Raw genomic sequence first — 19,005 nt, 5'->3', positions numbered from 1 at the left:
GCATCATGATTGAACATGGATTACAATTACGTACTGGAGGCGAACACAGTCGTGTCAAAGCTCACAAATAAGTCAACTTCGTTGTCACGAGCCAAAATAAATTGGAATCATTTGAAATCAAGCTTACTTCTGAAATACGCCTTGTCGTACATACTTATCTTCCTAATCCCTTTGACCGGAGTTACCATATTCGTTTATGAAAACGCAGTCACTGGTCTTCGCTCAGAGATAGAACAGTCCAATGTAAATCAATTGAATCAAGTAAAAATGACGATTGATGACCGGATGAGAGAGCTTCAGGAAATCGCCAGCAAAATAGCCTACGACGAGCAATTAACGCCTTATATGGTTCGTGATCCCTATTTCGGCTGGGAAGCTATTCGTCAACTTTCTACCTACAAAGCCAACAGCAGCATTTTGGAAGATTTATTCCTATATTTCCATGATGATTCTACTATTTACTCATCTCGCGGCCTTACCAATGTAGATGTTTTATTCAGCCAAACCTATCAGTTTAATCAAGTGAGTAAAGAGGGTTTACTTCATGACCTAAATGAAGCCAAAGGTCCGATTATGCGTCCTGCTGAGCAGGTCAACGTTAACTATCGCAAGGAATCTATGCTTACTCTGCTCGTTCCGATTATGCCAAATGATCCTTTTCCTTATGGAACCGTTGTCTATTTGATGGAAGAGTCCAAGCTGACCGGAGTCATGGATTCCATCCTCAACAACTTTTCCGGCAGCAGCTATATCTTTGATCAGGACGGCAAAATGCTGACGGCCAATAATCATGGAGCAAGCATGCCGCAGGGTGACTTAGCTATCCTCTCTGCTTTGCAGCCAGGCATTCACAGCCTGACACTGAACGGCGAGAAGCAGTCTGTTGTTGCTGTGCTATCCCAAGAGAATGGATGGACTTACGTCGCCGCAATGCCGAGCCATCAATTTTTCAGCCGTGTCGTTCACATTCAGACTCTAATTCTGCTTGTATTCAGTATCGTCGTACTGACGGGCATTGCCGCAGCTATGTTATTGGCCAAGCGTCAATACCATCCCATTAAAGATTTAATGGAGTTCGCCAAACAAAAGAGCAAAAGCACTGCATTAGATTCAGCAAAAATCAGCAACGAATGGGATTGGATCAAGCAGACCATTCATGATTATAATGCTCGAATAGATATTCAGGTGCCTTATGTTCGCAATCAGTGCTTACTGCTTCTACTCAAGCATGGCAAGCCTGACGACCCAGAGATCGAGCAGCTAGTCTTGGATGCAGGGCTTGAGCTTCCGCAGGGGCAAGGGTATTATTTCTCTGTTATTTTGGCTTGGAATGCTTCCAATACGGGCGAAAATTCCCGTCAGGAACGCCAGCAGATGCAGGAAATGCTCCATGAATTGGAGCTGCCGGATCTCCATTCGCGAGTTTATGGGATCGAGTTCTCCCCAGCAGAGCAATTTGCGTTCATGGTTAGCCTTGTACCAGCAGAGTCCGTACCTTTGCAGGAGCAGGTTGAACAAATCGTTGAGTCCATAAAGCTCATGATTATGGAAAACTCGCAGCTGCTGCCATCGCTAGGAGTTGGTACGCCATACGAGAATTTGGCAGAGCTTAATCAATCCTTTATCGAAGCGGCTACCGCGCTGGAATTCCGATTGGCAGGCGGCAATGGCCATGTCACTTACTTTGAACACTTGGCAGAGCTCAGCTCGCCTGATACAGAGACCTTCTGGATCTCCAAGAAATCGCTGCTCAAGCTTGAGCAAAGCTTAAAGCAAGGAAACGCAATCGTAGCCAGACAAATGATTAGCAGCATCATCCTTGATATGAAAAACGAATCATTATCGGTATCCTTACTGCGCTGCTTTTGCTATGACCTGCTGAATGCCTTACTGCGGGCAGCCTCTGAAATGGGCATGCACAGCGTTATTCAGCATATTTCCGCCTTGGCAACCTTCGATACACTCGAAGAAACCGAACAAAAGCTGAACAGGCTTGCCGAACAAATTTGCGACCAGGTGGAACGAAATACCGAGACCGAGCAGCATTCTTTAATGGACGATATCGTAGCGTACGTGGATCAGCAATATGCGGATTACACGCTCAGCCTGGAGCATATCGCCTTGAAATACGCGATCTCCACTTCCTATTTGAGCCGCAGCTTTAAAGAAAAAACTGGCCTCAACTTTTCACAATATATTTCGCGCTGCCGTATGGATGAGGTCATGCGCCTGCTGCTGAGCACCGATGCTCCACTTAAAGACATTATTGAGCAAGTCGGATACTTGGATACACCGAACTTTATTCGTAAATTTAAGAAAGAAACAGGCCTTACCCCTGGGCAATACCGTAAGCTTAATGCTCCCGAAGTCCACCATGTGGAGTAAATCCCATCATTGTCATCATGCTCATAATCAAAGCCAACTCTTAAGCACCGTTCCCGGTGCAAGAGTTGGCTTATTTACTTGGATGTTAGCTCGTTTTCCAGCGGTCGTATGCCGTCTGATAAATCTCCGCCATCCGTTCTCCACCCATTTTCTTGATCGTACCAACGTATTTATCCCAACCGCTAATCGAATCTTGACCTGTAATAAACTTAGCTTCCATTTGCATAACATACGTGCTTAGGTCAGAGCGAAGCTTTGTAACCTCAGCCGACTCTTCTGCAGTTAAGAACAAAGCTGGAAATGGAACTCTTGCACCGCGATCCAACAGCTTTTCCTTATTTTCCTTGGTTACCCACTCATCGAACTCTGTTTTCAAGCCCTTTGTAAGGTCATCACTAATCACCATAGGCGCAGCAATACCATAGTTAGGCGTAAGTGTTGAGCGGTATTCCTCACGATCGCCGCCGCCTGGAACAGGCAGCCATTCCTTCGTCATTGAAGCTTTGTCTGTGTATTTCCAGAGCGTACCTTCAGGTCCTTTGTCAAACAGCATTGCTCCATCATAGGAGTACAAATAATCGACCCAACGCATCGATGCTTCCGGCGCTTTGTTGCTGCTCGTAATGGCGAAGGCGCCTGTTGAATAACCTCTATTTTTTGCAATTGCAGGAGCTGCTACCATATCGCTCTTCACAGGGCTGAACAGCACGTCTTCTGTGTCTGGCTCGCCGCCGAGTGTAAAGTATGCATGCCACTCCGAGAACAATCCGACTTGATTGTTTTTAGCTTTTGCTTTCTTCTGATCATCCGTTTGAGAGAAGGACTCATGATCGAGCAGTTCCTCACTCCAAAGACGATTCATGTATTCCAGGTACGCCTTGTAAGGCTCTTCCATAGGCGTATAGTGAACAACATCCTTGTCATCTACATAAATTTCTTCCTCATATGCGCCAAACGCTCCTAGAATCCACGTCCGCAAATCTCTCATCTTCGAGGAGGAAGCGAGTGGAATTTCATCTTTTTGGCCATTGCCGTTCGGATCCTCTTCTTTGACCCGCTTCAAATAAGTGTACAATTCCTCCGTTGTTTCAGGAATTTTCTTAATATCAAGCGCTTTCAGAAAGTCGCCGTTATACCAAAGCGGATTGCGGTACCATGGCTGGTTTAAATCAAATCTTGGCAATGAGTAGATATGCCCGTCCGGTGCTGTGATGGATTTACGAATATCCGGGTAAGCCTCAAGCAGCTTCTTCACATTCGGTGCATATTCGTCAATAAGGTCTTCTAGTGGAATAAGAATGCCTTGTCCACCATAATTAAGCTCCTCAGCCTGAGTTAGCTTAGCGCCAAACAATACATTAGGATAATCGCCGCTTGCAAAAACTAGATTTTTTTTCGTATCAAAGCTGTCTCTAGGCGCATTCAAATACTCAAATTTAATGCCCGTCAATTTCTCCATTTCGTCCATTACCGGCATGTCATTCCAGTTCTGAATACCGATGTCCGGCGCCATTAGCGTCAAGGTAAGCTTCTCATTAACGATTGGAAAACCTTCCTTATTCACGTTTGCAGCTGCTCCTGCTCCCGCTCCAATCGTATTTCCTTTTTCCTTGTCGCCGTTCGAGCCGCAGCCTGCAAGCAATGTAACCGTCATCACACCTGCAAGCAGCAAGGACGCTGCTTTTCTTGATTTGTACATTTTTAAATCCTCCCTTTTTTTCTTCTATATTATTTAAATGATGCTATATAATAAGCGAAGGAATGATTTCCTTCGTCCATTATCTCACAAAGTCCTTCGGAAAAGCTCCGAACAAGGCAACTAACCCTTTACAGAGCCAATCATGACGCCTTGTACGAAGTAACGCTGCAAAAACGGATAAACGGCAATGATCGGAAGCGTCGATACAATAATGACTGCATATTTGACCAAAGAAGCCGCATCTGCCTTGGAATTCATCGCCATTGCTACTTCACCGCTAACCGCGGCACCTGTAGTCTCTGCTGTCATTTCCTGCAGCACAAGAATTTGACGCAAAATCATTTGAAGCGGATATTTCGCCTCGTCATTCAAATAAATCAATGCAGAGAAATAACTATTCCAATGACCTACTCCATAGAAGAGAGCCATAACCGCAATAATCGGTGAGGATAGCGGTAAAATAATACGGACAAATAGCTTCAAGTTCGTACAGCCATCCATATGTGCAGCCTCTTGCAGCTCCTTCGGAATCGTAGACTGGAAAAAGGTTCTCGCCACGATGATATTCCATACTGAAGCAGCGACTGGCAAAATAAGCGCACCCATGCTGTTAATGAGGCCTAGGTTTTTAATTAACAAGTAGCTTGGCACAAGGCCACCGCTGAAGAACATCGTAACTAGAATGATGCCCATGAACAGCTTGCGCCCGATGAAATCGGTTCTGCTCAGCGCATAGGCAGCAGGCAGGGTAACGACTAGATTGAGCAGCGTACCCACGACCGTGTAAATGATCGTATTGAGATATCCGTTCCAAACCTTCGCGTTATCGAATACCAGCTTGTACCCTTCCCACGTAATCCCCTTCGGAAACAGCCACATTTCGCCTGAATTGACGTATTTCGGATCACTTATCGAAGCGCTGACCATATAGAGCACCGGGTACAACACAACGATTAACGCTAGTAGCAAATAAATATAGTTCAAAATGAGAAACAGCTTATCGCCCTTTGATTCTTTTACTGCTGTAACCATACGTTTCTGCTCCTCCTTCCTACCAAAGACTGGTTTCGCTTGTGCGTTTCGCAATTTTGTTGACCATGATAAGCAAAAGCGCATTCACGACTGAATTGAACAAGCCCACGGCTGTAGAGAAGCTATACTGTGCATCTACTAGCCCGGTTCGGTAAACAAATGTAGAAATGACATCCGATGACCCCATATTTAATGGATTTTGCAGCAGCAAAATTTTCTCGAAGCCAACGCCCAAAATATTGCCCATGTTCAAAATCAATAAAATAGTGATGGTCGGTACAATCGTCGGCAAGTTGATGTGCAGCACTCGTTTGAAACGGCTTGCGCCATCGACGATAGCTGCCTCATGAAGCTGAGGGTCTACGCCAGACAATGCTGCAAGATAAATAATTGTCCCCCACCCTGCGCTTTGCCACACGCCTGATAAGACGTACACCGTCTTAAACCATTTTGGATCCGTAAGATAAGCAGCCGGCTCCAAGCCAACCAGCTCGATTAGCCTCACAAGCATTCCCGATGACGGCGACAAGAAAGTGATAATCATCCCGGCCATAACAACGACAGAAATAAAATGCGGTGCATAAGTAACCGTTTGCACGGTTTTCTTAAAGTAGCCGTTCTTAATTTCGTTAAATGCTAACGCTAGAATAATGGGCAGCGGAAAACCGATGGCCAGTTCATATAAGCTAATGCTGAACGTATTCCACAATAAGTCCCAAAAATAATAGGAGTTAAAAAATCTCTCAAAATGCTCGAAGCCTACCCACGGACTTCCCATAATGCCTTTTGTCGGAATGAAGTTCTTGAAAGCAATCTGGATACCGTACATCGGACCATAATGGAAGATAAGAAAGTACAGCATGACAGGAGTCATAAATAAGTAGAGCTCCCAGTTTTGCAGCATCTTTTTTGCGAGCGACTTGTTTCCGCTTGTCTTCTTGTTTAATGGAACAGCTTGCAATTCGTTTCCTTCCATCTCTCTCGAATCCTCCTCTCTCTATGTTGTTATTCGCAGCTTCACTCTACCGGCAACCGGCATTGTAATTGACTAGCGCTTACATTCCAAATTGTAGTCATTTTCACCATCAACGGTAAATATGTATGATCTGCATTGTCATTCGAAAACGCCGTAACCATAGGGTTTTACAGGCTTTTCGCAATGACAGTTGTCCTATTTTTGCTCATCAGAACGCTCTTAATGTGTTAGATATGCTGTCCGAAAATGGGGTGCAAGTGATACATATTGTGCTTTGCGGATAAATGTGTGAACCTTTCTTACGAATGCCTGCTTCTGAACAGCCGTTATCAATTAACCCTTATGAACACGCATACAATTCCAATCCAATTCAGGAGGCTTTTGACCGTGACAAACAAAACCGCCCATCTTATTTCACACACACACTGGGACCGCGAATGGTACATGCCTTACGAATACCACCATACGCTGCTTGCAGAGCTAATGAACGATTTGCTTCGCATCTTGGAAGAGGATGACAGCTTCCGCAGCTTTCATCTGGACGGACAGACGATCATTATTGAAGACTATCTGCAGATTCATCCTGAGAAAAGAGAAGTGCTCGAGAAATACATTCGAGAAGGCCGAATTATTATCGGTCCATGGTATGTGCTGCAGGATGAATTTCTGACAAGCTCCGAGGCGAATGTCCGCAACTTGTTAATTGGGCATCAAGACGCTGCTTATTATGGCGTTATTTCAAAGCTTGGATATTTCCCCGATTCCTTCGGCAATATGGGGCAGGCTCCACAAATGCTGAAGCAAGCAGATATTGATACCGCTGTGTTTGGACGGGGCGTTAAGCCGACCGGCTTCGATAATATGGTCGGCGAAACGACCGGCTCCAGCTATGAATCTCCATATTCAGAAATGCACTGGACCTCTCCGGACGGTTCGTCCGTGCTGGGACTGCTATTTGCCAACTGGTACAACAACGGGATGGAAGTGCCGACAGATCCAGAAGAAGCGAAAGCCTATTGGATCAAACGGCTTGGCGATGCCAGTAAATACGCTTCTACGCCAAATCTTCTATTCATGAACGGCTGTGATCATCAACCTGTTCAAACCAACTTATCCGAGGGCATTCGCACGGCAAGCGAGCTTTTCCCGGACGTCAACTTTGTTCATTCCAGCTTTGAGCAATATATCGAAGCATTAAAGGGACAGCTGCCTTCCCATTTGACGACAGTTGAGGGGGAGCTTCGCAGCCAGCACACAGACGGATGGAGCACGCTCGTCAATACGGCTTCCGCTCGGGTTTATTTGAAGCAGCTCAATCAGCGGGGACAAACCTTACTGGAGAAAGGCGCTGAGCCTTTAGCTGCACTTGCACATCTTGTCGGCGGCCAAAGCTATCCGCATCAGTTATTAACCTATGCTTGGAAGACGCTTATGCAAAATCATCCTCATGACAGTATTTGCGGCTGCAGCGTAGACGAAGTGCATCAAGAAATGGTGACGCGATTCGATAAGAGCCGCCATACGGCCGAATCCATTATAGCGGAGAGCCTAAGTGCAATTGCGGGACAGATCGATACAAGCGGGGTTAAAGCATGGGGAGAATCCAGCGTGCCGGTTACTATTTTTAACATGACGGGTTGGGAGCGCAGCGGCACAGTAAGCGCGGAACTCATCGTTGCCAAAGCTTATTTCAAGGAAGGGCCTAACCCTGCTGCCATTGCTGAACGGCTTGAGAAGCTCCCGTTTCATTTGGAGAATGGGGCTCTGCTGGATGACGAGGGTTGTGCGATTGCTGCCAAAGTGGAGGATTTAGGCGTTCATTTCGGTTATGAGCTGCCGAAGGATAAATTCCGCCAGCCTTATATGGCTCGCAAAATAAAGTTAACGTTTGAAGCAAGCCGGGTTCCGGCACTTGGCTTCAAAACATATGCTTGGCATGAATCCGCTGCAGCCCCGGCTTTAGCGCCTAACAGATCACTAATCGCCAGCCCAAGCGGCATGGAAAATCAATATATTGCTGTAAGCTTTGAAGCAGACGGCTCTTATCATTTAACGGATAAAGCAACCGGAAAGACATTCCAAGGACTTGGCATTTACGAGGATTGCGGCGACATTGGCAATGAATATGTATTCCGGCAGCCTGAGGGCGAACAGCCTCTTACGACCAAGGGTATTCCGGCAACGATAACCCTTGTTGAGAATGAAGCTTATCGAGTCACGTACGAGATTGTCCATGAATGGGCAATTCCAGCCAGAGCTGATGATACATTCACCACTGAAAAACGAAAAATGGTACGTTTCCGCGATCGGCAGGCCCAACGAGTCGAGCATATGGTGCCGATGCGCATCGTCACTCGCGTTAGCCTAGAGCAGTCCGGCAAAGGGCTGCAGCTGGAGGCATCCTTCAATAATCAGGCCAAGGATCATCGCCTTCGCGTATTGTTCCCTACTGGGCTGAAGTCGGACAAGCATTTGGCCGACTCGATCTTCGAGGTCGCTTCCCGTGATACGACGCCAGCGGAGGAGTGGATAAATCCAAGCAATGCCCAGCATCAACATGCATTTGTTAGTGTGTCCGACGGCGAACACGGCTTAAGTGTCGCTAATAAAGGTCTTAACGAATACGAAGTGCTTCGTGATGGATCGAATACCATAGCGGTTACGCTTCTCCGTTCTGTTTCTGAGCTGGGAGATTGGGGAGTATTCCCGACACCAGAGGCGCAGTGCCTTGGCGAGCATACCGTAGAGTTCTCCCTATTCCCGCACGCCGGCGATGCTATTTCTTCGGAGGCATTTGTGGAAGCTTACCAATTCCAAGCGCCTTGGTTCCACCTGCAAACCAGAAATCAACAAGGCTCGCTCCCGGCAACCTATGAGCCACTGAAGTGGGAAGGCAAAGGGTTCGCTTTGTCCACCTTTAAAGTATCGCAGCAAAGCGGCGATGTCATTATTCGTTGGTACAACCTTGCGGGCGAGCCGCAGGAGCTGGCGTTTGAAGCTAATTTTGGCGTAGATCATATTTATCAAAGCGATATTTTGGAACGCCGCCAAGAGGCCGCGAGTATTCAGAACAGCTCTGTGCGCCAAACCATTGGAAAAGCAAAAATTATAACCTACTCATTACAATTGAACTAGGGCGTGTCTGAGAACTCTGAGGACAGCAAATTTTGCCGAATTTTCGTTCCATGCAAGGCGCGTTTGTGAAGGCGTACCGGGGGTACGTCAAGCAAACGGAACGCAGCAGGGGGCGAAAAGGCGGTGAAAGGTGCCACTGAACGGGTTTTCAGACACGCCCAAATCAGGAGGCTAACCTTATGAAATTACCAGATTCTATTATTAACGTATTGGCTGAGGCGGACCAGCGCCTTGCGCATCGTCCCAAGCTGCAAAAGCTGTTCAAAAATTGTTTTCCAAATACGCTGGAGACAACGATCAAGCTGATGGACGATGGCACAACCTTTGTCATTACAGGAGATATTCCGGCGATGTGGCTGCGGGATTCTACGGAGCAGGTTCGTCATTACATCCCTTATGCCAAGGAGGATGCTGAACTGCAGCGTATTATTAGCGGCGTAATTCGCCGTCAAATGTTCTACATTAATATAGATCCCTATACGAACGCATTTAATGAGACGGCAAGCGGCAAACATTATAATGCCGGCGATCAATCCGATATGACAGCTTGGATGTGGGAGCGTAAATATGAGCTGGATTCCTTGTGCTTCCCTACTCAGCTCGCCTATATGTACTGGCAGGAAACGGGCAAAAGCGATATTTTCGACGATGCCTGCTATCAAGCCTTAAACTCGATTGTCCATGTAATCAAAACAGAGCAGCGGCATGAAGAGAAGTCCCCTTACCGCTTCGTGCGTCCAGGCTTTAAAGAAACCGAAACGCTGCAAAATGACGGGTTAGGACTTCCGGTCAACTATACAGGCATGTCTTGGTCGGGCTTCCGTCCAAGCGATGATGCTTGCCTGTTCGGATACAACATTCCTTCCAACATGTTTGCCGTCGTTATTTTGGGCTATATTCGGGATATTGCGGATCAAGTGTATGGCGACAAAGAATTGGCTGCAAGAGCAGAGAAGCTGCGGCAGGAGATCGACTTCGGCATCAGAGCGTACGGCATCGTCAATCATCCGGTATTCGGCAAAATTTATGCTTATGAAACGGATGGGTATGGAAACTACTGTCTTATGGATGACGCGGGTACACCTGGACTGCTGTCTATTCCTTATTTCGGCTATGCGCCTGTGGACGATCCCATTTATCAGAACACACGCAGGTTTGCGCTGAGCCATGAAAATCCGTTTTACTTTGAAGGCAAATTTGCCAAAGGCATAGGCAGCCCTCATACGCCTGCCGGACATGTATGGCATATGGCTTTGTCGATGCAAGCGTTGACTGCCGATAATAATGAAGAAATAAAAGAGCTGATCGATATGCTCGTGAATACGGATGCTGATACGGGCTTTATGCACGAAGGCTTCCATCCGGACGATCCGTCCGTATTCTCGCGAGAATGGTTCGCTTGGTCCAACAGCCTGTTCGCCATGTTGATTTGCGAGGCGATGGATAGAGAAATCGTATAATCTCGTGTACGGGTAAGCTCTCTCACGAATAAGAGGCAGCCCCTTAGGTCAATAACCTAAGGAGCTGCCTCTTTTATTATAGAAGATACGGGAGCATCATGATCTTCTGATTGCTCAAAATATTATTTTTTCACGATATCCTGTACCGCTTTATCGAATTTTTCAAGCAATTGATCGCTAGTAATTTGCTTGCCGAGATATTCTTGCATTGCTGCACCCCATTGCTGTGTAATGCCGTCAGGGAAACGATCCCAGTTCCAGCTTTTCACTTGCTCAGGATTAGCATTCGCGAAGGTCGCGAAGTCGCCGCCGATTTTGCCTACCGCTTCTGGGTTCGGCTCGATGGAGGACAATGCCGGTACAAATTTGAAATCGGTTGAAATGAATTTTTTTCCTGTTTCCGAAGTAACCATCCAGTTCAAGAAGGCTTTCGCTTCTTCCACTTGGTCGGATTTGCTGTTGACGATCCAGTTGTTCGGTACGCCGGTAAATACGTTAGGCTTGCCTTGAAGAGGGACAGCCATCATGCCAAGGTTAAGCGCTGGATCAATTTCATCAATCATGCCTTGAATCCAGTTGCCGTGCTGAATCATTGCATATTTGCCTGCTGCGAACTCCGCTACCTGCGTATTGTAATCCGTTGTCAGCGCATTGTCTTGACCATTCGCAAACATAATGTCCACTAGGCGAATCCACTGCTTCATGATCGGATCATCTTTCAGCTTCACTTTGTCTGCTTTCACATCTTCGATAAATGCCGCAGGATCAGCTTGGTTAGCGAATGCGATATTTAGCGTATGAATGCCCATCGACCACCACTCCGAAGTAAGCGCGAATGGAATGATGCCAGCATCCTTCAGCTTTTTGGCTGCTGCTTCTAGATCCTCCAGCGTTTGCGGCAGGTCGGTGATGCCTGCTTTTGCAAATAGATCCTTATTGTAGGTGAAGCCATAAGCTTCAAGGTTCATCGGCATGCCAAGCAGCTTGCCGTCACGCGTAATTTGCGCTTTCGATGCTTCAACCAAATCCTTCGCCCAAGCCTCGCCAGTCAAGTCCGTCGCACGGTCCACGTAAGGATCGAAGCCTGCCCAGCCGCTTGAGTTGAAAATTTCCGGCTCCTCGCCGGCTGCCAGCTCTGCTTTCAGCAATGCGCTGTAGTCTTCCCCGCCGCCGTGTGTCTCAATTTCCACTTTTACGCCGGTTTCCTTCTCGTATTCAGCAGCCATTTTGGCAAGTGCATCAGCTATCTCTACCTTGAATTGAAACACTTTAATGGTAACGTCCTTCTTCGGCGCTGCCGTCGCTTCTGTTCCACTATTTTTTTCAGTTTCTTTTGGTGCATTTGTTGCTTTCCCGCTGTTACCGTTGTTGCTTCCACAGCCGCTTGCCAGAACGATGAGCATAATAGCAGCTAGCATAAGTAAGGAAACTTTTTTCATCATATGACCTCCCGCAAATTTTATATATCATTTCGTTTTTGTATCGCTTACATCGTCATTATAATTGTGCAACAACGTGGCACAACACCGAATATATTGTACTTCTAGGTGTAAAATGTTGATAACTTCCATAATAAAACTTTTTATCGTTAACCTTTAACTGAACCGGCTGTAATTCCTTCAATAATGTGCTTTTGCAAAAATAAAAAAAACAAAATAATCGGAATCGTACTCAGCGTGAGTGCAGCCATTGCGAGATCCCACTTGCGCAAATATTGGCCAAAAAACTTTTGCACGGCGAGCGGAATCGTAGTCAGCTTATCATTTATAACGAGCACTGGCAGCAAATAATCATTCCAAATCCACAGCACGTTCAAAATAATGACCGTTACCGTGATCGGCTTCAGCAGCGGAAACACGATACGCCAGAACACGCCATAAGGTGAGCAGCCATCCACAACTGCCGCTTCCTCTACCTCTAGCGGAACAGATTTAATGAACCCATGATACAGAAACATCGATAAGGAAATGCCGAAGCCCATATAGCATATAACGATACCATACAAATGTCCGCGCAATTCGAACATCGACGTAATGCGCATCAGCGGCAGCATAACCGATTGGAACGGAATGATCATGGCAGCAATAAGCACCGTCAGCAATATTTTATTAAAGGTCGTCGGACGCCTAACCAAGCGGTAAGCCATCATGGAGCTGACGATGACAAGCATAAGGACGCTAATCGAGGTCACCATAAACGAATTCAGAAACACCGTCGGAAAATCGATAGCAACCCATGCGCGCTTGAAGTTGTCCAGCCCCAGCTTCTCCGGCAGCGAAGCGGCGTTGAGCAAAATAAATTTGAGCTCCTTGAACGAGTTGATGATCAAAAAGTAGAACGGTGCCAAGAAAATGAGCGCAGCCGCGATACCTATAATTTCGAGCAATAAAATGAGAGGTGTATAGCGCTGTTTGTTTTCCATTACGCCTCCACCTCCTTCTTCTTCGTGAACCATACCTGCGTGACTGTAATTAAAGCTACGCCGAAGAAGAATATCATCGCTTTCGCTGTTCCAAGTCCATAACGGTTGTTAACCAGCCCCTCGCGGTAAACGTTTAGCGCGATCGACTCCGTTGCATTGCCAGGACCGCCAGCGGTGAGCGACAGGTTCAAATCGAACATTTTGAATGAGTTTGATGTCGTAAGGAACAAGCAGATCGTAATGGCTGGCATAATAAGCGGCACGGTGACTGAACGCAGCATTTGCCAAGCTCCTGCCCCGTCTATTTTGGCGGCCTCGATTAAATCCTTCGGCACACTGATCATAGCTGCGATATAAATAATCATCATATACCCTGCCGTCTGCCATACGAATACGATAACGATGCCCCAGAAGGCAGTATTCGGAGTACCTAGCCACTGAAGGTTAAAGAATCCGAAGCCCATCGCTTCGCCGATAGCACGAAAGCCCCTTACGAATATAAAATACCAAATGTAGCCGAGCAGCAGTCCCCCGATTACGTTAGGCAAAAAAAATACGGTTCGCAAAATGTTACGGCTCTTCAGGTTTCGCGTAAGCAGCAGAGATAACAGAAATGCCAGCAGATTGGTGACGATAACCGCGGCAGCCGTAAACTTAGTCGTAAACCAGAATGCATTCCAAAAACGCTCATCGTCCGAGAAAATCTTAACTATATTTTTCATTCCTACCCATTTGGCGTTGCCGAGGTCCATCCCGTTCCACTCCGTAAAGGTGTAGTAAAAACCCATCACGAATGGCGCAAGCACAATCAATATAAAGGCAATGAGTCCCGGTCCAACAAATACCGTTTGCTGTATCCATTCGTTCCACTTGATTTTTTTGGACATCATTCTCGTCCCCTTTCTCTTCCCTATGTGTCAATGTATCTGTTGATATTCACAGTATAAAACCGAGTCCCCCATCAAACCACAGAGGATGATGATAAGGTAGGTGGACTATATTGACCATCCGCAGCAGGATCGGTTACTGTGTTTATGCAAGAGTGACTTAGACAGAAAGCGGGCGATTGTGATCATGAATACGATTAAGCCATTTAACACGATTCGCAAAAAGCTCATGCTTTTGCTGCTCGCAGCTACGATTTTGCCGATTGCAACCTCGATGATTATCTCTTATAATGCGACAACCAAATCGATTACAGAGGATGCGATTGCTCGCAACAATCGACTGCTGTCGCTCGGGAAAACCAACATTATGAACTACATGAACAACATCAATCAGAAGTCGCTCGCTGTCTACAACGCAATGAACGTTCCGCGCTCCTTGTACTATATTTTGGAGCACAGCATGGAGGATGAGGTATTCCCGAACGATATTACCGACGTCATTCGCAATCGCAACCTGCTGAAGGATCATTTGTACAACATGTATCAAAGCGTCAGTGAGTTTCATAAAGTAAGGCTTTATGCGGTCAACCAAAACGCAACGTATCTACTATGGAATGACGACATTAAGGTTGGGCGAAACAATGTCCCCATTCCACAAACCTTTAAGAAAGCTTATATAGAGCCTACGCATATGAGCCATAATTACGGACTCGTTGATCTCAAATCTTCGGCAAGCGAGGAAATGGTATTTACGCTCCATCGTCCGATCTTCCTCGCCCCAAGTGATGAGCTGCTTGCTGAATTGTCTATCGATGTAAGATTGAATGTATTAGAGGATTTAAATCGCCAGCTCTATGACGGCGGCGAGGAAAGCTTCTATATTGCGGATTCGAATGGTCAAATCGTGCTTTCTTCAGATAAAAACGAAATCGGTACGTCTGCTAAACAGAGCTGGCTGGGGACGATTTTGGGCTCCGGGCAAGACAGCGGCCATTTTGACTGGAAAGAGGAATCGTTCAAGGGCATGATTTTTTATGATCGAATTAAGACGCCTTACATGGACTGGTATTTAATTAAACAGACGCCCTACAAGCATCTCTTCAGCGCTGCCGATCGGATTGCCCGTATTAACACGGCAGTCGGAATCGCTTTTCTAGCCATTGTCGTATTAGCCACTTTGTTCATTTCAATTCGGTTTACGAAGCCACTGCTTCGCTTAATCGGTTACGTGAACAAGATTGAGACGGGCAATTTGAATGTATCGATCGACATACACAGCAATGATGAAATCGGCCTGCTCGCAAGGCGGTTCCGCTCAATGATGCAGACCATCAACAATCTCATTTTGACCGAATATCGGCTTGAGATTGCCAATAAAACCAATGAGCTGAAAGCGCTGCAAGCTCAGGTAAATCCACACTTTCTCTATAATGCGCTGCAATCGATCGGTACCGTTTCACTGCAGCACGGCGACACCAAAGCGTACTCACTCATTACGTCTCTTGGAAAAATGATGCGCTATCACATGAACGCCATGGATTCGGTCGTAGAGCTGCGCCGGGAGCTCGATTATGTTCAGGCCTATCTTGATCTGCAGAAACAGCGTTTTGACACAGCTCTCCATGTGCAGCTGCTAATTGATGAGCAGACAAGGCAAATACTCGTTCCAAAAATGATTCTGCAGCCGCTGCTCGAAAACTTTTTTAAGCATGGGTTTGTGCAATCATCGGAGGAGCCTTCGGAGCTTCTGATTACCAGCGTTTTGGATAAACAAGGGGGATGGCTTTCGATTACGGTTCAAGATAATGGCTGCGGCGTGTCCGAAGATCGGCTTCAAGAGGTGCGGCTTCAACTGGAGAAAATGCCTCCAATCGGCACCGGGCAAACGAATGATCAAGAAGAGGGCGGCATTGGCCTGCCTAACGTGCTTTCGCGTCTGCGCCTGCATTTTAACAAAACGGCTGCTATGGAGCTGCGTCACGTGAAGCCGCATGGCTTTTCCGTTACGATTCATATTCCGCTCGCAAAGGAGAATGAACGATGAAGGCATTAATCATTGACGATGAGAAGCATGTGAGGGAAGCGATACGACTGCTCGTCCCTTGGGATGATTACGGCATCGATACACTGCTTGAGGCACAAGATGGTATCGCCGCTACTGCTTTAATTCGCACGGAACGGCCAGAAATTATTTTCACCGATATGATGATGCCTAATATGAATGGCTCGGAGCTGCTACAATGGGCGGCTGAGCATGCGCCCTCCAGCAAAATCATCGTCATTAGCGGCCATGACGACTTTAGCCTCGTTCGCCATGCGGTCAAATACGGCGGAATTGATTATATTTTGAAGCCCATTGATGCTGAGCAGCTCGTTAGTGCATTAGCGAAAGCAGTGAGCTGCTATACCGCGGAGGAGCAGGAGCGATGCCGCAAGACGAGGATGAATATCGAGCTTAATCAGCTTAAACCGATGTACTTGGAGCAATATTTTTCAGCAATGATCAATGAACCCGGCTCCTACTCTAATTTTGCTGATACGCTCAGACTGGAATTAGGGATTACGAAACCTATATCTCGTGCACGTGTAGCGCTGGTCAAGCTAGAGCTTGCTTCTCCGTTCATTAGAGAAAAATTTGCCTCAGGACTCGATTTGCTGCTGTTCTCCTTGACGAATATTTGCAATGAATTTCTAAAGGAAAAAGAAATCGGCTTCGCGCTTCGCCACCGCGGACAGGAACAGGAGCTATTGCTGCTGTTTTGGGGAGATGGAGAGCTGGCGCCTGCGCTAATCAAAGAAATGAACGATGCGATATTTGTGATATTGAAGACGCGGTTTCATTTTGGACTCGGGCATGCTGCAGCCTTTCCTTCATCAGCAGCCACCGCTTATCAACAAGCGAAGCATGCGCTTTTGCGCCGGAATTTGCTCGTTAACGATTCGTATTGCCATACTTTTGAAGCAGCTGTTCATCAGCACAAAAACACGCTTCTGCTCTTTAGCGAGCACGAAGAAAAAATTAAATTTGCTGTGCAAAGCGGTAACAAAGAACAAATCCGCCGCGCTTTAAAGCCTTGGTTCGATTCACTTGATCAAGCAGGATTCATCTCGCAAGAGCAGCTAATGAACTGGCGTCAGCAATTCGAATTCGCCAAGTCTATATGGGAATACAAAAGCGACAAAAACAAAACTGGAAACAAATCAGATTTAATTGAGGATCAGGCACTCTTATCCTTGGATGCCAATGGTTTTTTTGATTACGAGCAGTGGAAACAGGGCGTTTTTATAGAAACGTGTGATGTTTCCTTGCGTTTGGCTGAACATGACAAGGAACGCAGTGTCATTGAGGACATCGCTGCCTATATTGAACAGCATCCTCACGAGGAGATCACGCTGCAGGATATATCCGATCGCTTTTATTTAAGCAGAGAATACATTTCGCGCAAATTCAAGCAGGAGACGAATGGCAATTTATCCGATTTTATTGCGGAGGTAAGGATCAAGCGGGCAAAGGAGCTTTTAGCGAACGGGCAGTTAAAGATCGCTCAGGTTGCAGAGCTGGTAGGCTTTCAGGATGAGAAATATTTTAGCCGTGTCTTCAAGAAACGTACAAACTGCTCTCCCAACGACTATAGGAAACACCATTACAGCGGGGATAGTTAGCGGAAACCTACTTTCGCATAAGGGTTAAGTCAGCTCCATAAATTGATTCAAAGGCAAAAAAAAGCTGAGCTTCGTTCAATTGGCGTTAACCAACCGAGCAAAACTCAGCTTCTCTTTGTCTAAGAAAGACACCTACATAATCGGTGTACCCTTCTTCAACGTCTTCATGTCACTATTGGAGTTATTGAGCGCGGGCAGCATCTTCTCGCCACTGACCATTGGTTCATGGCAGATTAAACAAGTAGGAACGTGATCAAACGCAAAGTTATCGCGCATCCAACTGTTGCACCCTTCCGTCTCGCATGTCCATACCTTCGTGTTTTCTTCCGGAATTTCTTCAAGCGGTTTTTTACGATTGTACATATGGTCAGCCCCCTTCGCGATAAAAAAGGAAAAACTGCCTCGAACTTAGAGTAAGGGGCAGTTATCATTTATAAACAGCAGTGTATTGTGAATATTTGCTTCAAACTTGCAATTGATTTTATTGTACCATATTTCGTCCAATAAAGGCAAATATCAGCCTATATTTTAGCGCCTTTTTTTTGGAGAGTGGCAGTAATGCGCAAACAGCTGCTCAATCGGTTTGAAATACAAATGCCCATCCTCCCAAGGTTGAAAATGAAGATCCATTCTAGAATCGCTCCAATTGGCAGGAGTCCCTGTCGTACTAAGCTTTCCTGGCAATATTGGCTCCTCGACGACAGCAGGAAATTCCTGATAACCAAACAGCAAATTCTCATGCATCGCAATGATTTCATACTTCGGCCCATGGAAAGCCCGCTCCTCTTGGAGCTGATAATGAAAATAAATATAGCTTGCTGCCATTTCCGGCTTTAAGTGCGCCACTCTTCCAACACGACGTTCAACTGCTTCTTTGCGAAGCCAATGATCACAGCTGGCTGGCTCGTTGAAATGGAAGACATCAATCATCGGAATCCATTTTCGCGCAGCTGACTGTCCGGGCCAATTCTCCAAAAAAGCAGCCATCTCTGGAAGCAGCTCTTCAGGTTCAAGCACTCGTTCGATGCATTCACAATAAATGAATACATTTCGCTCCCATTGGAAGCAGCCAACCGTCATAATCTCCCCTTGCTCTATTAGATGCTGTACAGCATTTGACTGTTTCGCCGCTTCGATGGCTTCCATCTCGAAGCCTACTTTCATTTGCGCCCTCGCTATGACTCTAAACATGATTATTCTCGCTCCGCTCGTACGATCAATTGAAGTGCATTCGAATTTAAAGCTTCCCTGTATAGTTAAACGTGAATGACTGCATCAACATAGTAGTATATATCGGTATCATAAGGGAGCCCAATGCTGCAATCAATCGATTTTCTCAAAATAAA

Annotated in this window: 13 protein-coding genes; 5 read left to right on the top strand and 8 right to left on the bottom strand. The window is 46.3% G+C overall.

From position 1 onward, the window contains the following. The first annotated feature begins 51 nt into the window (after positions 1–51). Entirely contained in the window at positions 52–2,385 is a 2,334-nt protein-coding gene (locus tag ACIFSR_RS08810; protein WP_430056755.1) for a helix-turn-helix domain-containing protein, read from the top strand. 85 nt (positions 2,386–2,470) lie between these two features. On the opposite strand, the gene ACIFSR_RS08805 is transcribed toward ACIFSR_RS08810, so the two are convergent. From ACIFSR_RS08805 to ACIFSR_RS08795, 3 genes are all read right to left on the bottom strand, one after another. After that, positions 2,471–4,084, bottom strand: a complete 1,614-nt coding sequence (locus tag ACIFSR_RS08805; protein ID WP_430056752.1) for an extracellular solute-binding protein — start codon at positions 4,082–4,084, stop codon at positions 2,471–2,473. Between the two features lie 120 nt (positions 4,085–4,204). Continuing rightward, the gene (locus tag ACIFSR_RS08800) at positions 4,205–5,116 is read right to left on the bottom strand and encodes a carbohydrate ABC transporter permease (RefSeq protein WP_076266323.1); all 912 of its coding nucleotides are present in this window, start codon (positions 5,114–5,116) and stop codon (positions 4,205–4,207) included. 19 nt (positions 5,117–5,135) lie between these two features. Beyond that, positions 5,136–6,020 (bottom strand): ABC transporter permease, encoded by an 885-nt coding sequence (locus tag ACIFSR_RS08795; protein WP_372238957.1) that lies wholly within the window; start codon positions 6,018–6,020, stop codon positions 5,136–5,138. A gap of 414 nt (positions 6,021–6,434) precedes the next feature. On the opposite strand from ACIFSR_RS08795, the gene ACIFSR_RS08790 reads away from it, so the two are divergent. After that, positions 6,435–9,227 (top strand): alpha-mannosidase, encoded by a 2,793-nt coding sequence (locus ACIFSR_RS08790; protein WP_430057081.1) that lies wholly within the window; start codon positions 6,435–6,437, stop codon positions 9,225–9,227. Between the two features lie 179 nt (positions 9,228–9,406). Continuing rightward, entirely contained in the window at positions 9,407–10,687 is a 1,281-nt protein-coding gene (locus tag ACIFSR_RS08785; RefSeq protein ID WP_430056749.1) for a glycoside hydrolase family 125 protein, read from the top strand. A 122-nt stretch (positions 10,688–10,809) separates the two neighbouring features. Here ACIFSR_RS08785 and ACIFSR_RS08780 read toward each other — a convergent pair whose 3' ends face one another. The 3 genes from ACIFSR_RS08780 to ACIFSR_RS08770 all read right to left on the bottom strand — a co-directional run bounded on the left by ACIFSR_RS08780 (position 10,810) and on the right by ACIFSR_RS08770 (position 13,996). Next, a complete protein-coding gene (locus ACIFSR_RS08780) occupies positions 10,810–12,129 on the bottom strand; it encodes an ABC transporter substrate-binding protein (RefSeq protein ID WP_430056746.1) in 1,320 nt (439 codons plus the stop codon). Positions 12,130–12,275: 146 nt separating this feature from the next. Beyond that, positions 12,276–13,109 (bottom strand): carbohydrate ABC transporter permease, encoded by an 834-nt coding sequence (locus tag ACIFSR_RS08775; RefSeq protein WP_076266327.1) that lies wholly within the window; start codon positions 13,107–13,109, stop codon positions 12,276–12,278. Continuing rightward, on the bottom strand, positions 13,109–13,996 hold the full coding sequence (locus ACIFSR_RS08770; protein WP_430057079.1) for a carbohydrate ABC transporter permease: 888 nt from the start codon (positions 13,994–13,996) through the stop codon (positions 13,109–13,111). The genes ACIFSR_RS08775 and ACIFSR_RS08770 overlap by 1 nt, the downstream gene beginning before the upstream one ends. 187 nt (positions 13,997–14,183) lie before the next feature. Here ACIFSR_RS08770 and ACIFSR_RS08765 point away from each other — a divergent pair, with 187 nt between their 5' ends. Continuing rightward, positions 14,184–16,040, top strand: a complete 1,857-nt coding sequence (locus tag ACIFSR_RS08765) for a sensor histidine kinase (RefSeq protein ID WP_339205473.1) — start codon at positions 14,184–14,186, stop codon at positions 16,038–16,040. Beyond that, the gene (locus ACIFSR_RS08760) at positions 16,037–17,659 is read left to right on the top strand and encodes a response regulator transcription factor (protein WP_430056742.1); all 1,623 of its coding nucleotides are present in this window, start codon (positions 16,037–16,039) and stop codon (positions 17,657–17,659) included. Before ACIFSR_RS08765 ends, ACIFSR_RS08760 begins: the two co-directional genes overlap by 4 nt. Positions 17,660–17,791: 132 nt before the next feature. Here ACIFSR_RS08760 and ACIFSR_RS08755 read toward each other — a convergent pair whose 3' ends face one another. Together ACIFSR_RS08755 and ACIFSR_RS08750 are read right to left on the bottom strand one after the other, a co-directional pair. Next, positions 17,792–18,022: a cold-shock protein gene (locus tag ACIFSR_RS08755; RefSeq protein ID WP_053373644.1), complete on the bottom strand. Its 231-nt coding sequence runs from the start codon at positions 18,020–18,022 to the stop codon at positions 17,792–17,794. A gap of 165 nt (positions 18,023–18,187) precedes the next feature. After that, positions 18,188–18,850: a hypothetical protein gene (locus ACIFSR_RS08750; RefSeq protein ID WP_430056740.1), complete on the bottom strand. Its 663-nt coding sequence runs from the start codon at positions 18,848–18,850 to the stop codon at positions 18,188–18,190. Positions 18,851–19,005: the final 155 nt, after the last annotated feature.

This window comes from Paenibacillus sp. NRS-1760 (assembly GCF_050467785.1).
Classification (GTDB): Bacteria; Bacillota; Bacilli; order Paenibacillales; family Paenibacillaceae; genus Pristimantibacillus.
This window is presented reverse-complemented; position numbering and strand designations above follow the sequence as displayed.

Excerpts from the sequence above, each read along its gene's own strand:
- ACIFSR_RS08805 (WP_430056752.1), bottom strand. The coding sequence starts at position 4,084 with ATGTACAAATCAAGAAAAGCAGCGTCCTTGCTGCTTGCAGGTGTGATG.
- ACIFSR_RS08760 (WP_430056742.1), top strand. The coding sequence starts at position 16,037 with ATGAAGGCATTAATCATTGACGATGAGAAGCATGTGAGGGAAGCGATA.
- ACIFSR_RS08765 (WP_339205473.1), top strand. The coding sequence starts at position 14,184 with ATGAATACGATTAAGCCATTTAACACGATTCGCAAAAAGCTCATGCTT.
- ACIFSR_RS08775 (WP_076266327.1), bottom strand. The coding sequence starts at position 13,109 with ATGGAAAACAAACAGCGCTATACACCTCTCATTTTATTGCTCGAAATT.
- ACIFSR_RS08755 (WP_053373644.1), bottom strand. The coding sequence starts at position 18,022 with ATGTACAATCGTAAAAAACCGCTTGAAGAAATTCCGGAAGAAAACACG.
- ACIFSR_RS08780 (WP_430056746.1), bottom strand. The coding sequence starts at position 12,129 with ATGATGAAAAAAGTTTCCTTACTTATGCTAGCTGCTATTATGCTCATC.
- ACIFSR_RS08795 (WP_372238957.1), bottom strand. The coding sequence starts at position 6,020 with ATGCTGCAAAACTGGGAGCTCTACTTATTTATGACTCCTGTCATGCTG.
- ACIFSR_RS08800 (WP_076266323.1), bottom strand. The coding sequence starts at position 5,116 with ATGGTTACAGCAGTAAAAGAATCAAAGGGCGATAAGCTGTTTCTCATT.
- ACIFSR_RS08790 (WP_430057081.1), top strand. The coding sequence starts at position 6,435 with ATGAACACGCATACAATTCCAATCCAATTCAGGAGGCTTTTGACCGTG.
- ACIFSR_RS08785 (WP_430056749.1), top strand. The coding sequence starts at position 9,407 with ATGAAATTACCAGATTCTATTATTAACGTATTGGCTGAGGCGGACCAG.
- ACIFSR_RS08750 (WP_430056740.1), bottom strand. The coding sequence starts at position 18,850 with ATGTTTAGAGTCATAGCGAGGGCGCAAATGAAAGTAGGCTTCGAGATG.
- ACIFSR_RS08770 (WP_430057079.1), bottom strand. The coding sequence starts at position 13,996 with ATGTCCAAAAAAATCAAGTGGAACGAATGGATACAGCAAACGGTATTT.